15 protein-coding genes are annotated in these 15070 nt (G+C 68.3%); 4 read left to right on the top strand and 11 right to left on the bottom strand.

Annotated elements, in window-relative coordinates:
* Positions 1–56: 56 nt before the first annotated feature.
* From RYH80_RS17655 to RYH80_RS17640, 4 genes are all read right to left on the bottom strand, one after another.
* A complete protein-coding gene (locus RYH80_RS17655) occupies positions 57–437 on the bottom strand; it encodes a DUF7510 family protein (protein WP_370905401.1) in 381 nt (126 codons plus the stop codon).
* A 147-nt stretch (positions 438–584) separates the two neighbouring features.
* Positions 585–794 (bottom strand): DUF7511 domain-containing protein, encoded by a 210-nt coding sequence (locus tag RYH80_RS17650; RefSeq protein ID WP_370905400.1) that lies wholly within the window; start codon positions 792–794, stop codon positions 585–587.
* Between the two features lie 255 nt (positions 795–1049).
* On the bottom strand, positions 1050–1376 hold the full coding sequence (locus RYH80_RS17645; RefSeq protein ID WP_370905399.1) for a DUF7521 family protein: 327 nt from the start codon (positions 1374–1376) through the stop codon (positions 1050–1052).
* A 164-nt stretch (positions 1377–1540) separates the two neighbouring features.
* Complete coding sequence (locus tag RYH80_RS17640; protein ID WP_370905398.1) at positions 1541–2830, bottom strand: phosphatidylserine decarboxylase; 1290 nt, start codon at positions 2828–2830, stop codon at positions 1541–1543.
* A gap of 182 nt (positions 2831–3012) precedes the next feature.
* Here RYH80_RS17640 and RYH80_RS17635 point away from each other — a divergent pair, with 182 nt between their 5' ends.
* Both RYH80_RS17635 and RYH80_RS17630 read left to right on the top strand, forming a co-directional pair.
* Positions 3013–4077, top strand: a complete 1065-nt coding sequence (locus RYH80_RS17635) for a glycosyltransferase family 4 protein (protein ID WP_370905397.1) — start codon at positions 3013–3015, stop codon at positions 4075–4077.
* A 97-nt stretch (positions 4078–4174) separates the two neighbouring features.
* A complete protein-coding gene (locus RYH80_RS17630) occupies positions 4175–4360 on the top strand; it encodes an HVO_2922 family protein (RefSeq protein WP_370905396.1) in 186 nt (61 codons plus the stop codon).
* 45 nt (positions 4361–4405) lie between these two features.
* Here the strand turns inward: RYH80_RS17630 and RYH80_RS17625 are convergent, their stop codons facing one another.
* Positions 4406–5098, bottom strand: coding sequence for a hypothetical protein (locus tag RYH80_RS17625; RefSeq protein ID WP_370905395.1), 693 nt, complete (start codon positions 5096–5098; stop codon positions 4406–4408).
* Positions 5099–5105: 7 nt separating this feature from the next.
* Positions 5106–5741 (bottom strand): hypothetical protein, encoded by a 636-nt coding sequence (locus RYH80_RS17620; protein WP_370905394.1) that lies wholly within the window; start codon positions 5739–5741, stop codon positions 5106–5108.
* 207 nt (positions 5742–5948) lie between these two features.
* On the opposite strand from RYH80_RS17620, the gene RYH80_RS17615 reads away from it, so the two are divergent.
* On the top strand, positions 5949–8018 hold the full coding sequence (locus RYH80_RS17615) for a hypothetical protein (RefSeq protein ID WP_370905393.1): 2070 nt from the start codon (positions 5949–5951) through the stop codon (positions 8016–8018).
* 23 nt (positions 8019–8041) lie between these two features.
* On the opposite strand, the gene RYH80_RS17610 is transcribed toward RYH80_RS17615, so the two are convergent.
* The 5 genes from RYH80_RS17610 to RYH80_RS17590 form a co-directional block, all read right to left on the bottom strand.
* Positions 8042–8224, bottom strand: coding sequence for a hypothetical protein (locus RYH80_RS17610; RefSeq protein ID WP_370905392.1), 183 nt, complete (start codon positions 8222–8224; stop codon positions 8042–8044).
* A gap of 241 nt (positions 8225–8465) precedes the next feature.
* Positions 8466–10265: a hypothetical protein gene (locus RYH80_RS17605; RefSeq protein WP_370905391.1), complete on the bottom strand. Its 1800-nt coding sequence runs from the start codon at positions 10263–10265 to the stop codon at positions 8466–8468.
* On the bottom strand, positions 10262–11584 hold the full coding sequence (locus tag RYH80_RS17600; protein WP_370905390.1) for a DUF58 domain-containing protein: 1323 nt from the start codon (positions 11582–11584) through the stop codon (positions 10262–10264). Before RYH80_RS17600 ends, RYH80_RS17605 begins: the two co-directional genes overlap by 4 nt.
* A complete protein-coding gene (locus RYH80_RS17595; protein ID WP_370905389.1) occupies positions 11581–12708 on the bottom strand; it encodes a DUF7269 family protein in 1128 nt (375 codons plus the stop codon). Before RYH80_RS17595 ends, RYH80_RS17600 begins: the two co-directional genes overlap by 4 nt.
* Complete coding sequence (locus tag RYH80_RS17590; RefSeq protein ID WP_370905388.1) at positions 12705–13817, bottom strand: DUF4129 domain-containing protein; 1113 nt, start codon at positions 13815–13817, stop codon at positions 12705–12707. Before RYH80_RS17590 ends, RYH80_RS17595 begins: the two co-directional genes overlap by 4 nt.
* A gap of 56 nt (positions 13818–13873) precedes the next feature.
* Here RYH80_RS17590 and RYH80_RS17585 point away from each other — a divergent pair, with 56 nt between their 5' ends.
* The gene (locus RYH80_RS17585) at positions 13874–15034 is read left to right on the top strand and encodes a M48 family metalloprotease (protein ID WP_370905387.1); all 1161 of its coding nucleotides are present in this window, start codon (positions 13874–13876) and stop codon (positions 15032–15034) included.
* Positions 15035–15070 lie beyond the last annotated feature (36 nt).

Raw genomic sequence — 15070 nt, 5'->3', positions numbered from 1 at the left:
GCGAGCCGGTGTCGACTCCACTGCCGGAGCACGCCTCGACGACCCGACGGGAAGGACTACCGCAACAGTCGACAGTCGTCGACCGGTGCCGGGTGGACGATCCGGAAGCCGTCGGCCGTCGTGTGGACACCCGTCTCGTCGGACGTGTCACCCGTTCGCTGGTAGGCACTGTCGTCGACGACGGCGGACTCGTACGGACTCGCAGCCGACCGTGGTCCGTCGTACGGCGAGTCTCCCTGTCCGGTCGCGTCGTCTGGTCCGCCGTAGACCCCAGTCCGTCCCGCCGGGTCCTCGTCGAACCCCTCCGGCGGGAGGTAGATCCGCTGGTCGCCGTCGGCCCAGACCACGGCGGCGACCGCCCGGTCGCCGTGGACGTCGATCACCGTCCGTCCGTCGTCGATCCGCACCTCGTAGCTGACGGCCTCGTCGTCTGTCACGGTCGCACGGAGGTGACCCGATCACTTAACTCTACGTCGCGAGCGGTGACGCACTGGAGTGAGTCGCCCGACGGGGTCGTCGCAGCGAGCAGTGGAGAGCGGCCACGACGGCGTCACAGGCACCGCGGGAGAAACTGGCTGCGGCGATCACCGCATCTCGTCGAGGTCGACGACGGCGTCGGCGGAGACCGTGAGCCAGGTGGTGACGACCTCCGCCTCGTTCGCGCCGGCCGGCGCGACGGTGTACGTCTCCTCGCCGTCGCGGTCGGTCTCCGTGTACCCGACCAGCGCCGGACCGCGTCGGTCTGGTGTCCGTCCCGTCGTCTCGGCCTCGGTCGGAGTGGGTCCAACGGCCATCGGTCTCACCTACCCGTGTGTCGGTGCTCCTGGATGTAATATCGGACTCTCGTTCCCAGTCTCCGGTACTCGATCCCACCGGCGGAGAACCCACTCGTAGAGGCGTCGGCTCGGGAATCGGGCGTCGTGCGGCTCTGCGGCGTGCGACTCCACGTGGTGTGCTGTCGCGCCGTGCGTGACTATGTGTGGTGTGGCGACGCGTCGCGGGTAGGCGGAGCGTGCCGTCCGGGAGATCACCGAGCGGCACGTCGTCGGTCAGTTCCCCGTTCGACCGTCGGTGGTGCGGTCTGCCGGGCCCAACTGTGGGTCCGAGACGAACAACGAGTACGCCAGGGTACAGAACCCGGCGAGCAAGAGCAGACTGCTGAGCAGCAGTCCGGTCTCCAGGCGCAACCCGACCGCGCGGTCGAGCCCACCGCCCAGGGCGGCGCCGAGTGTCAACACTGCCGAGCCGACGGCGAGCAGTCGCAGCGCGACCGAACCGGTGCGACGCGAGGCGCGGTACGCCGCGGTCGTGACGAGGAGTCCGACCCCGGCAGCCACCACCTTCGCGACGACGACGAGTGGTGTCACGTCTGTCATTGTCGAGGGCTCGCGGTGTCCCGCGAGCGGCGTCACCTCTGTGCTCCGATTCACCCGGACGGGGCAAAACACCGGCCGGTCGTTCCCAGTGGCGTGGAACCGCCCTCACGACGAGACAGTGCCGTGGCCGCCGCCGACTGTGCCGCAGACGGCCCCCAGGCGACTCACGCGTCGACGTGTCCGTACGCCTCGCCCATCAGCAGATGCTCGTACTGGTCCGCGTCGTCGTCGTACGCGTCGGTCAACTCGAAGTTCGCCTCCGAATCGAACAGCATCGCGAAGTCCGAGCCGCCGAACAGGAAGTGCCCGAGCGGGTCGCCCTTCCGGAACGTCCGTCCGGACTCGACCGGGTCCGCGAAGTACACGTCCGACACCTCGGCCATCCCGATGGGGACCAACGCGACCACGCCGACCGTGTCGGTCTCGACGATCACGTACCCACGCGTCTGCGTGAACTGCCACCCAGTGGTGTCGACCGGCCCGTATCGTCCGGCGTCGCCGTCCCAGTGGGCCTCGATAGCCACGTTCTGTTCGAAGGTGTCGTGCTCTCGGACCACACCGCTCACCGGGAAGTGGTACCGGTGGTAGTCGTTGACGTTCAGGAACGTGTGGGTGAACCGCCCGCCGGCGAAGGCGTCGGCGTAGTCGCTCTCGCCGAGGAGATCGCTCACCGTCTGGTGTGACCGGTTCTTGATCCGGACGCCGCCGTCGCTCTCGGTCCCGTGGTCGCCGTCCGTCTCACCGCTTCCACCACCGCCACCACCGTTCGGGGCGTGTGGATCGACACGGTCGCCCAGCGACAGGTCGTCCTCGATCCGCCAGACACCCTGCGGGACGGAGTCGGCCGGGGCGGAGACGACGTCGTCGCCGGACGCGATCGGTCGCACGTCCGGCGTCCGGAGGTGTCGTGCGAAGAAGTCGTTGAACGAGTCCCACGCGGCGGGTGTCTCGTACCAGTCCTCCTGGAGCCCGAACCGCTCGTCCGCGTAGAACTCGCGGTAGATCCGGCGGTTCCACGACGCCTCGGTGTCGAGGAACTGTCCCCAGGCGTCGGCGTACGTCCGGAGCCAGTTCGAGAACGGCGGGTAGTACATCGGTGCCGGCCGGTAGAGGTCGTACCCCTCGAGTCCACGCAGCGCGTCGACCTCCTGGCCCACCAGGAAGTAGAAGTAGCAGATCGTCTGTTGGATCTCGTCGCGCAGGAGGTTCTCCGGGTTCTCCAACACGTCACGTGGAACCAGATCCACGGTCCGGTCGACGAACCGGTAGTAGTCGTCGAGGCTCCGTACCGGGTTCGTGTCCGGGTCCGAGTTCGCCGACGCCGCCGCGTCGATAGACTGTTCCAGCGCCCGCTTCGCTCGCGGGTCTCGTTCCAGCAGTCCGAGCAACTCCAGTGTCACCTCGCCGTACTCTCCGTCCGTCCGCTCGGGAGCCGCGATGGCTGTCGGTGCCATGTTCGTCTCTGCCACTCTACTACGAGTGTTTATACATTTTGGCCGTAAATATGTATCGCGGCGTACCTGTCTAGAGATTTATCGGGAACGTAGGTGAATCGGACGTGACGGACGGGGAGTCATGGTCTCTCCCCGTCCGTGCGGGGACCATTTTAAGTCCCAGTGCCGCCACGAGTCGGACGATGTCGTACACGGTGTTGATGCTCGGGTGGGGCTTCCCTCCGAACGTCACCGGCGGGCTAGACACGGCGGTGGGGGAGTTGTTCGACCGGTTCGCACCGCGGCAGACGGTCGACGTGGAGTTGGTGCTCCCCGCGGAGTACGCGCCGCCGGACCGCGAGGGGACTCAGGGCGTCGAGACGGGCGACGGCGACATCGTCACCCGGATCGGTCGGCTGTCGAACACCTTCGTCGAGCGTGCCGCCGACGCGGATCTGATCCACACCCACGACTGGTTCGGCTACAACCCCGGGTCGCGTGCGCAGTCCGAACACGGCGTGCCGTGGGTGACGACGTTCCACTCGCTGTCGTCGGACCGCAACGCCGACCCGCCGGACAGAGAGGTCCAGACGGAACAGCGCGTCGCGAACCGCTCGGACCACCTGATCTCCGTCAGCGAGTACACCGCCGGGAAGGTCCGCGAGGAGTACGACGCCGACTCCACGGTGATCCACAACGGGTTCCCGAGTGTCGAACCCACCGACCGCGACGTGGCCGCCGAGTTGGGTGTCGACGGGCCGATGCTGTTCTTCGTCGGCCGCCACACCGACCAGAAGGGGATCGAGTACCTGATCCACGCACTCTCGCAGCTCCGCCGCGACGACGTGACGCTGGTGATCGGTGGGACGGGACACCTCACCGCACAACTGGAGAAGTTCGCCGAGCTCGCCGGTGTCGCCGATCAGACGGAGTTCGTCGGCTTCGTCCCCGAGGCGGAGTTGGCCGACTACTACGCCAGCGCCGACCTGTTCGTCTCCCCGTCCCGCTCGGAGCCGTTCGGGATCACTATCGTCGAGGCGCTGTCCGCCGGCACGCGGGTCGTCACGACGGAGTGTGGCGCCGCGGAGGTGCTCCCCGAGGACTGCCTGATCCAGGTGGACCACGACTCCGACGCCATCGCGACCGGAATCGAACGCGGCCTGGCACGAGACGACCCCGTCGAGTACGACGCCCGCAGTTGGGACGCCGTCGCGGACGATCACGAAGAGTTCTACGAGTCCGTTCTGGCCGACGAGGACGGGTCCTGACTGCACCGTCCCGCGGTCCCGCCGGTCGGACACTCGACGACAGTTCGTCTGGTATCCGTCCCACAGTCTCTCGTGTGGGGTCTGTGAACGAGCGGCAATGGCGTCCACGTTCGAACTGTACCGCGACGAGGCCGACGAGTGGCGGTGGCGGCTCCGACACGACAACGGCAACGTGATCGCGGACAGTGGACAAGGGTACAGTGACAAGTCGGGGGCGACGGACGGCATCGAGAGCGTTCGCCGCGACGCGGCGGACGCGGAGATCGAGGAAGTAGACGGGTAGGTGTAGCAGAAGAGACCGGGGTTGAGTACCTTGGCCCGGTCCGCTTCACTCTCTGTCAGTCCCCGAGAGTAGCTCACGGTGTCGAGTGAATATCCTGTTCAATTCATCCTCCAACTTTCTATGTTTCCACTCGTACCCGACTGTTCCAGCGACCCCTGCTACCGTGAAAGCGACACCGACGGTCAACAATACGGCTAACGGAATACCTGAGGTGTCACCCACGACGAAGTAGAAGAACGCGTAGATGGCCACGCCCGCACAGGCCGCGACCAGACCGACGACGTAACTCAGGTCGCGCCGTCTCTGAATCCTCGGCTGTTCGTCCAGGATCCGCTCACACTGTCTGATATCACCCAGGATGTAGTCCATCTCTCTGTACAGGAACCTGGCGACCTCTTCTTCTCCGTCCTCCTCGTCGATAGAGTCGCTTATCTCGACATCGTCAGACTCGACGACATCCACCAGCGAGATATCGGTCATCTCCTCGCTGTCGAGCGCTTCGGACAGCGAACTGAACTCGTCGTCTCTGAGGATCTGTTCCTCGTGCCGCACGACGGCCGTCATAAGAGTCTCGACCGGCGAGACTGCTTCATTCTTACCATTTTCTATCAAATCGATGTACATATTTCTATATTTTTTATTAAAATATACTCTATCTGTCACCAGGCTACGGCCAGAAATTCCCACCGCAGTGAGAACGGTACTTATGAGTGCAAGAGCAGAGCTCGCCTCTACCATAGCTGTCTCACCGACGGACGAGTTCGCCCTCGAACGGCTCGCTGTCCTTCCGATATGCGTAGGTGATGAGATCGCCGAGATCACCACTGCTCAACCGTGACTTGATCCGCTCGATCTCGTCTCTCGCCTCGTCGCCGAGACTCTCCCAGGCGTTCCGGGCTCGATCACGACCTTCGTCTCCGACGAAGTATCGGTATTGGTCCAACTCGTGTTCCGGGTCTCGAATCGACTCGCTCCGCACGATGTCGTCTTGCAGTAACTGTCCCATATCTTCTTCGACAATTGTAGCCTTGGGACCAGCATCAGAACTATCGAAATCTAGGCCCACAGAGTAATCGAGATACTCTTCGAAGTTCTTCGCGAGAACGAACAGCGTCAGGTTCAGGGTCAGGTCACCGGAGACCGCAGCTTGATCGTTCTCGCCGTCGGAGGCGTACAACAGCGCCAACAGCCACTCGTCGCGTGAGAGCTCCCGCTGTACGACGGGGTCGAACTCGGTGTCTACCTCGTCGATCAGTCGCCCGACGATGGGTATCGCACTCGCGTCGAACCGAACGTCGGTCTCGAGTTCTCGCCTAGACAGTCCGTCGGGTCCGTCCCCGACTCCGTCCGTCGTGATACCGAATACGCGTTGCAGTGGCATAGTCTCGTGTGTTCCGTCGCCGCGTTGGTGGTACATCTACGTGGAGGTTATTATGTCTTACTATAAGGAATTTTGAATCTACGGGGCAACTGTGCCCCCAAACGCTGCAGGCAAGTTTGTTACGGCCCGTTCAAATATATTACTTTCTGTCGGATGTTCGTTCTGCTTTCGTGAGGCTTATTCTGTGTGGGGAACATAAGACAGACGGTGCAGTTCGACTTCGGCGATCAGGAACTACGTGTCACAGACCACGAAGGGTCGACACTCCGTGTCGGACTCAAGAATTGTGGTATCGACGGACTCGGAGGTCCGATCGTCGCCCGAGGCTACGAGACGGTGACGTTCACGGCCGAGAGTCTCTCGCTCCCCGACATCAACGTAGCAGTGCTCGACACGAGCGGCCGACAGGTCGACGCCACCACTGGCGACCGGGGTACGAAGCGGCACCGAACCCCGGTGCAACTCCGTGTCGACGGCGCAGTTCGGGCGCGGTGCTGGGTAGAGACTGGTGCCGGGGAACCGGTCGAGTTACTCGAGAGCAGTGACGGTGTCCGACTGGTCTGTGAGACACGCCTCCACGTGTGGCTCGGGTGTAAGCGGCCGAACGAACGGCATACGATCACCGTTCCTCGGTCGATCGCGGGCGTCGCGGACGCCCTCTCCCGAATTCACGGAGTGGCGGAGAGATTCGATTACGATCGAGCCAGTCCGTTCGCCAGCACGGCTCTGCCACGAGTCGAGTGGGGCGAACGGACCCCGCCGCCGGACGAACTTCGAATCGACGGTCGACCGGACGTTCTGTTCCGAGTTCCACGGCGACTCGACGAGTTGGCGCTGTTGATGCCGCTCGTGTACTACACGGGAGGAGTCGTGACGATCACGCCAGAGTCGGACCCGGTCGCGGAGTTCGCTGGCGACGAGTTCCAGATCGGTAGGCGAGTGGGGTACGATCCCGACGTCGTGTTCCGACTCCTCTTCAGGCTCGACCGACTCCTGGCACTCGAGGAGTCCTCGGACGAGCAGAAGGGGGCGGAGTACGAACTGGTCGACGCACCGTCACTCGACGAGCTCGGTCTCGACGCGTCGACGCTCGCCGACGATCCAGGTCCCCGCGCCAAGCAGTACCTCAGGATGGACGAGTCTCCAGACGACGTGCTCAGTCGGTTCCCAGACTGGCATCTCTCCGTGTCGATCAACCCGACGTTGGAGAACGTCCGACGAGTCGTCCCCACACTCTGTGATTGGCCGGTGATCCGGATCGCCGAACACGACGGGGTTGTCGTCGACAACCCGATGGAACGACCCGAAGAGGGACACGGTGGTGTCGTGGAGAAAGTGAAACGGGTGTCGGGGGAGGCACGCACGAACGGCTGGTTGGCCCAGGGCGTCCCCACAACCGGGTTCAAACTCTTCTCCGAGTGGACCGACCCCGGTGATCCCATCGACACCGAGGATGGAGAGTCAATAACGGTGACCGTGGCACACTGTTCGCGGAAGGCAGACGGGAGCTACGGAACGGGAGCGACGAGTGAGCAGGAGGCGGCGGCGGTCCGGCACGGGTTCGAACGCCACCCCGGCGACTTCGACACGACCGTCCGGACCGTCGAAGAGCCGACCGTCGACGAACTCGCCTCGGCCGTCGAAGACGGTCCAGATCTGTTCTACTTCGCCGGTCACGCGACCGACGAAGACGGGATCGTCTGTGACGACGGAACACTCGACGGGACGGTCCTCGACGACACCGGCCTGCGAGTGTTCTTCCTCAACGCCTGTGAGACGTACAGTGTCGGACGCGAACTGGTTCGATCTGGAGCTGCCGCCGGTGTCGTCACCGGGGACATCGCGGCGACGTTCGAGGCGAGCCCGATCGGGTCCGACTGGGCGCTGTTGATGGCACGCGGGTGGGCGATCCAGACTGCTCTGGACCGTGTCCAGTCCGTCTACGACAGTGACGACTACTTCGTCGTCGGAGACGGACGCGAGGTAGTCACTCAGAGCGACGCGACGCTCCCGCCGACGGTTCGTGTCTCCGACACCGACAGTGACGACACGTACCGTGTCGAGATAACGCACGACCAGCCGTTCGATCCAGGCGCGATTATGAACGGCACCTTCGACGACGACGGTCACGGCCGGATTCCGGGTACCGGGTCCGTCCACCACCTGTCGAGAGAGCGACTCTCGGAGTGGCTCGACGACCACCTCGACAGTCCGGTGTTCTACGACGACGATCTCTACTGGCCGCAGCAACGAGAGTGGTTGAACACGCCGGAGTAGCTGGTCTGGAGTTCTGTGCGTTACTATTCGCCCTTCCCGTCGCTACCGAGGATGGCCCTGCCCTCTTCGAGCGGAGAGACAGTGAGATCGCCGCCCTCGGCGACTGCACCCTGGCTGGCCAACAAGACGAGGAGGACTAGACTCACCACGAGTCGTGGTCGTCGTGCGAGTGCCGATACCGTCGCGTACGCTCGATCGCGTAGCATACCACTACCCTCTGCCACATGTCTTATAGTATTTTCTGTTTCTATATCAGTTTCAATTCTCTGCCAGTAGCCACGACCACACTCGTCTCGTATCGAATCGGGTGCCCGGCCCAGTGATCGTCTCACTCCACCGTACTGGGTCCGTCACGCCCGGTCACGACCTTGTCTGTACCGACAGCGAACGTCGCGAAGAGAAGAGGTATCGCTTCGACGAACCGTGGACCGTCCTCAGATCGATCCGTCAGGACTCCTCCAGCGACCGCCCGACGGTGACCCGCGCGACGACCGCCAGCGCGGCGACGGCGAGCCCCGCCACGGCGGTCGCGGCCGACGCGCCGTCGGGGAGCCACGCCGGTGGCCCGCCGACGTACGTCACGAGCGACACGACCAGCGTCGCGGCTCCCACCACGAGACTCACGGCGACGGCGTGGGCCACTTCGCCGGTCGTCGTGTCCGCCTCGCGGCCGAGGTGGTGACCGAGACCGGTGCCCAGCTCGCCGGCGTACCAGGTGACCAGCGCGGCGGCGACCGCGACGTAGACCGCCGCCGCGGGCCCACCGGCGAACGCGGCGACCAACCCGACGGCGACGGTGGCCCCCGCCGCGACTGCGAAGCCGCCGGCCCGTTCCGGCAGGACACCGAGCCGCGAGACGGCCCAGATCCCGTCGCCGGTCGCCCGGACCGCCCCGAGTGCCACGGCGACGCCGACCGGCGTCGCGACCGGCGCGATCAGGGGCTCCGCGCTCGGCACCGCGAGCACCAGTGTCCAAACGACCGCCGCGACCGGAACCAGCGTCGCCAGCGTCCGGACGGCCAGCGGGCCGTCCTCGCCGACGGCGGCGACGGTGAACGACTTCACCACCCACCCAGCGACGACGGTCGCCGCCAGCGTGCCCAGCGCGAGTGCACCCAGCGGCAGGAGCTGTCCCACCACCACCCCCGCGAGGCCGGTCGTGAGTGCGGTCGTCGGTAGCGCGACGCCGTTCGCGACCGCCGTCACCTGGAGGAACAACGCTAGCCAGTACCACCGCGGCACCTCGCTGGGTGCACGAGACAACCAGTCGAGTGCGGCCGGTCGTTCGTACCGCTCGCCACCCAGCAAGTCCTCGAAGGCACTGTCGAGCAACGGTACGGTCACCCCGACTCCGACTGCGACGAGCTGGAGCACGAGTGCCGTCGCGAGCGGCGACAGTGGTCCCGAGTCGAGCAGGAACTGCCCACCCGTGACCACCACCGCACCACCACCGGCGAACACGGTCACGGCGGTGGTCACGGCGACGACGGCACCCAGTGCGGGCGTCGTCGCCTTCGCGAGCACGCCGTCGTCTCCCGTCGGACCCGCGAGTACGCCGTCGTCTCCCGTCGGACCAGCGAGTACGCCGTTCGCGCCTCCCGACCCGGTCGGTCCGACACCGACGGTCGCGTTCAACGCCACGGCACCGACGGCCACGGCGCCGAGCGTGACGGTCGCCGAGGCACCGACGCCACCGACGAACGCCAGGACGTACGCCGGGGAGCCAGCCAGCAACGCGACGCTCGTCCCGAACGTGAGTCCGACGACGACCGCGGCGAGGCCCCTCGCGAGTGCGGACCGGTGTTCTGGCCGGTCGACGGTCGTCGCACGATCCGACTGGTCGGCGACCCCCTCGTGTTCCGCCCGCTCGACGGCCGCTTCGCTCGTGTCTACCGCGTCCGCGACCGTGGCGACGAGCCCGTCCGGGTCCCGCAGCAACCGGAGGGCCGGCCACAGTGCCGCGCCGCCGAGGACGACCCCCACGGCCGGCAGCAGGACGCCGAAGCCGGCGCCGGCGACGACTACGGCCAGTGCCGTCGCGAGGAACGCGATCCGACTCCCGGCCGGACTCGGCGTCCTCTCCGGCGGTTCGGTCGTCCGCTCCGTCGTTCGGTCGGCAGTCTGGGCGGTCGTCCGGGCGGTAGCCGTGCCGGCACCCACCGTAGAGTCGTCCGTCTGGGCACCAGTCACCGGGTCGTCCAGCGTGGACGTGTCGCGAGCCACGCCGGTCTCGCTCGCGTCGCTCATCGACTCACCTCCGCGCGAGCGACGGCGGCGTCGAGCGTGTCCCGTCCGTCCCACTCGACGACGGTCGCGTCGGACCGCCGCAGATCGTCGAGTCGCTCGTCGCGCTCGACGGTCGCGAACCGTCCGCCGACGCCGGTCCCCGTCGGGTCCGGCGCGAGCACGGTGACCGGGTAGCCACGGGCCAGCCACGTCTCTACGGCGGCGACGGCGTCGTCGTCCGCGAGCGGCGAACAGAAGACGAGTTGTGCGTCCTCCGGCAGGTAGTCTGCCAGATCCCCCGCGAACCAGAAGTCGTCGACGCGCAGCGGGAGGTCACTGCGGCCCTCTCCACGGCGGTCGAGGTACTCGCGGACGGCCGTCTCCTGTGCGGCACCGGCGCCACGTGGTGGGAGGTACCCCTCCTCCTCGTGACGGTACGCCGTCGGCGACACCTCCAGCGAGTCCTCGCTGCGCGGCGGCGTGAACCCGCCACCGGCGTCTTTCACCGCCACGCCGACGCGGTCGCCCGCGTTCAACAGTGCCGTGGCGAGTTCCGCGGCGGCACGTCGTGCCCGCTCCCCGGCGTCGAGTTCACCCGGCCGAGCGACACCCCGGACACTCACCCGGTCGTCGACGACCAACACGACCGTCGCCGCCTGCTCCTCGTGGAACTCGACGGTCGACAGCTCCCCCGTCGACGCGTAGCGGTTCCAGTCCACACGGTTGATCGGGTCGCCGGGGCGGTACTCCCGACTGGAGTGGAACGCGATGCCGGTGCCGGCGTCGTCCGTCTCGATCCGGCCGCCGACCGTCGCCGTCCGGTCGTCCAAGGGGAGTGGATCGGCACCGACCGGCACCCGCAGTTCCGTCTGTGGACCCGTCGCGGTCCGTCGTTCGGCCGTCCCGGCGAGCGAGCGAACGGTCACGCCGGCGGGGTCGAAGGTGTACTCGCCGCGTGCCGCCCGCACCGCGTACTGCACCGTCTCCGACTCGCCCGGTGCGAGCGTACAGTGGGCACGCGGCGATCCGTCGAGCACGGCCAACTGGTCCGGCACCCCGTCGACGACGCGCACGTCTGGCAGGTAGCTCTCCGAGTCGTTCGTGACGGTCACGGAGACCGCCAGTCGTTCCCCGGCGCGTGGCGCGTCGGGTGTCACCGTCCGTTCGACGCTGACGGCGTCCTCGGGTGGTGCGACCACTAGGGCTCCGTACGCCACGAGCGACAGCGGGATGGCGGCCGCGAACAACACGACCGGGTTCCCGGTGACGACGCCGGTCGCCGCCAGCCCGACCGCGAGCAGTGTCGCCGGCGCGTACCGCGCCCGCTCGGCGAGCGTCATCGGTCCACCTCCCACGAGAACGCGCCACGACCGGCACCGGCACGGAGCGGCGGTGCGGTCTCTTCGGCACCCGCCACCTCGGACGCCGTCGTCTGGGTGTCGCCGTCGTCGTCTCCCGTGAGACTGGGGTCGGCGACCGCCGTCTCGGCGACGCCGTCGGCGGGCCGGCCGTTGTCGGCGTCGGTTCCGACTGTCTCGGGACCGGGCGTCTCGACGGTTCCGGTCCGTTCGTCGGCGGTTCTCACGGTACCCGTCGGGTCCGTCGCACTCGTGGCACCGGGCGCGAACCGGGTCCCGTGTCCGCCCTCGTCGGGCGAGGCGCGGCGCTCGATCTCGCGAACCGTCGCCCGAACCGTGCGTGGCGTCCGCTCGCCCGCGATCCAGTCGCGCAGCGCCTCGCTCGGCGGGACGGTCGGCTCCTCGCCGTCGGCCAGCAGCGCCGCCGCACGCGGGTCGTCGGTCCACGATCCGTCGGCGACGCGCTCGGCAGCGACGGACTCGTCGACACCAGTGTCGCGCACGACGGCAGCGACTGCCGCCTCGCGGAGTCGCTCCTCGACGCTCTGGCCGCCGAACTCGCGTCTCGTCGTCGCACGGGCGATCCGGTCGTCCTCGCCCGCGGCCAGCGCGACACGCGCGCCCGGCGGGACGCCGTCGCCCGCCGGTACCCGTTCCGGCGGTGCCGGGTGTGGCGGCACGCCGAACTCGTGGTGGTCTGGCTCGTCTGCGTCCGTCCCGGAGCGGTTCCACGTCACCAACACGAGGACGGCAGTGAGGAGACCGAGCACACCCAGTGTCGGGCGTGCGACGCCGGCGAGCGTGCGGACGACGGCGTCCGGCACCACCCCGGCGAGCGTCGCCGCGGCGCCGACGAGCGCGAGCAGCGCCACCGCGTCGAACGCACGCACCACCCGACGGCGACGGCTTCCGTCGGTCTCCGCCACCTGGACCCCGCGGAGTCTCGTCGTCAGTCGCCCGCTCGACTCGCGGGTACGAACCTTGCGGAGCCGTGTCGCGAGTCGTTCCTCGCCGCGTCCGAGGCGTCGGAGTAGCCACACGGCGCCTCCGACGGCACGTCCGAGGAGGTAGCCGAGACCACGGATCACCCGTCGCGTCGGCTTCACGACGACTCACCTCCGTCGGTGTCCGACGAATCGTCGCCGTCTCCTCGCTCGGCGGTGTCGACGCCACGGAGCTCCTCGAAGGCGTCCAGCGCGGCACGGCGGCGGGACTCGTCGACGCCGCCGGCGTACCGGACGCGACGGAAGGCGTCGGTCAACGTCTCGACCGCGTCGTCCGGGAGCCCGGCCGCGACGCCGCGGCGAGCCAACTCGCCGGGCGTCCGCGTCGACACGCTGTCGACACCGGGCACGTACGCCGGGAACCGCGACCACGCCTCGCGGACCGTCGTCGGCCCACCCGTCGGCCCGCCGGCGTCGGCAGACGGAGCCGTCGGCCGTTCCGCGGACTCACTCGCCGTCACCGACCCGGTGCCGCCACTACCACCCGCGCCGCCGCTCTCGTCCGTGTCTGCACGAGACAACGACACCTCGCCGGTGAGACTCGCGAGTGAGAGGCGCGGCAGCGACAGCCGCGCGAGGCCGCCCACGATCGTACCGACGGCACCCGTCAGTCCCCGTGTCACCGCGCCGACACGCCGGAGCGATCCACCGCCGAGTCGTCCGAGCGCGGCCCGCAGGCGACCGCCGAGCGTGCCGCCCAGACTCCCCGTCCCGACGAGCACCGCGACCGTCGCGCGGGGGATGGCGGCCAAGAACAGACGCACGCGCGGCAGGCGACCGCTCGGCACGTCGTCGACTGCGGCGGCCATCCGCGTCGCCGTGACGCTCACGACGCTGCCGAAGGCGACGACGAACAGCGTCCCGAGCAACAGGAGTCCGGCGACGAAGCCGATCTCGGACGCCAAGCCGGCTCCGATCGTCGGCCGGTCGCCGGTCGTCGCCCCCGTCGCCCCGTCGTCGTCCGGTTCGGGCGTCGGCGTTGCGGTCGGCGTCGCGGTCGGCGTGGCGGTCTCCGTCTCGTCGTCCGGTGTCGTCGTCTCGCTCGGGGAGTCGAGCAGTCCACTGTCTACGGCCGGGCCGGTTCCGTCGGTGTCGGTCCCCTCCGCGGCGGGGTAGCTACCGAACCCCCCGACGGGGAACAACGCCGCCGTGAGGAGGAGGAGGAGGGCGAGCGCGCCGACGGTCGCGGCGCGAGCGGGGTCGTGTCCCATCGTCTCGGTCGTGGGAGGCACGAAGTATATGTTTTTCCGGACACCAGACGGGGACGATGGTCTCCCGCACTCGCAGACGGTCGCTCCGCGTCGCCGCCACGCTCGGCGCCGCGTTGGCCGCCACCGGTCTCGTCGCGGTCGGACTCGCCGCGCTGTTGGCACCGTGGTTCGGTGCCCTCCTCCCGTCCGGCTCGCTCGGTGTCGCCGCATTGACGCTCGGCCTCGCGGCCGTCCTCGTCGTCGTCCAGCTCGGGTACGTCCGCTCGGAACTCCTCGCGACGGTCGACGCGACGGTCGTCGACCGCGAGACGTACCCCGACCTCCACGCGCGACTCACCCGCGTCGCGGGGCTCGCCGACGCCCCGGTCCCGGACGTGGCCGTCGTCGACTCGCCGGTCCCGAACAGCTGTTCCGTCGCCGGGGCGACCGGCGGGACGGTGGTCGTCTCGACCGGGCTCCTCGAGGAACTCGACGACGAGGAGTTGGACGCCGTCCTCGCACACGAACTGGCACACCTCCGCAACCGCGACGCCGTCGTCCTGACGCTGGCGTCGTTCCTCCCGGCGCTGGTCGCCGGCTCGTACACCCCGGTGGCGTCGTCGCGACTCGACGACCTCCCCGCGACGGCACAGTGGACGCTGGGTGGGCTGGGACTCGCGGTCGCCTACGGACTCGCCGTCCCCTCGCTCCCCGGTGGGCCGCTGTCGCTCGCCTCGCTGTCGACGTTCGTGGTCGGCGCGGTCGCCGTCGCCGTGTTCGGCGGCGTGGCACTCGGTGCCGCGGCGACGCTGACGGTGTACCTCGCGCGTTCGCTGGCGCGAGAACGCGAGTTCGGCGCCGACCGTGCCGCGGCCCGACTCACGGGGTCGCCCGCGACGCTGGCCGACGTACTCGAACGGCTCGCCGACGCCGGCGCTCCGGCACGCGACGGCCGCGAGACAGCCCAGACGGGCCCCGGTGGTGCGACGGAGGGTCACGTCGCGGAGCTGTGTCTCCTCCCGCACGGGTTCGACGCCCCCAGCGAAGACGGTCCCGCCACGAGGGAGGCGGGGACGGTCGCGGAGCGTCCCACCGGACCGGTGCGGACGACCGGCGACCTGCTCTCGTCGTTCGCGTTGGAGACGCGGGCACACCCACCCGTCGAGCGTCGTCTCGCCGCCCTCCGAGCGTTGACCGACGAGCGAGCGCGGGCCCGCGGCGTCGAGACGGAGGCCTGATCCGGACTGACGGCAGAGTCGGTACCCCGGCCGTCA

This window comes from Halobaculum sp. MBLA0147 (assembly GCF_041361345.1).
GTDB lineage: Archaea > Halobacteriota > Halobacteria > Halobacteriales > Haloferacaceae > JAHENP01.
The sequence above is the reverse complement of the archived record's forward strand: the minus strand, read 5'-3'. Positions and strand labels throughout refer to the sequence as shown.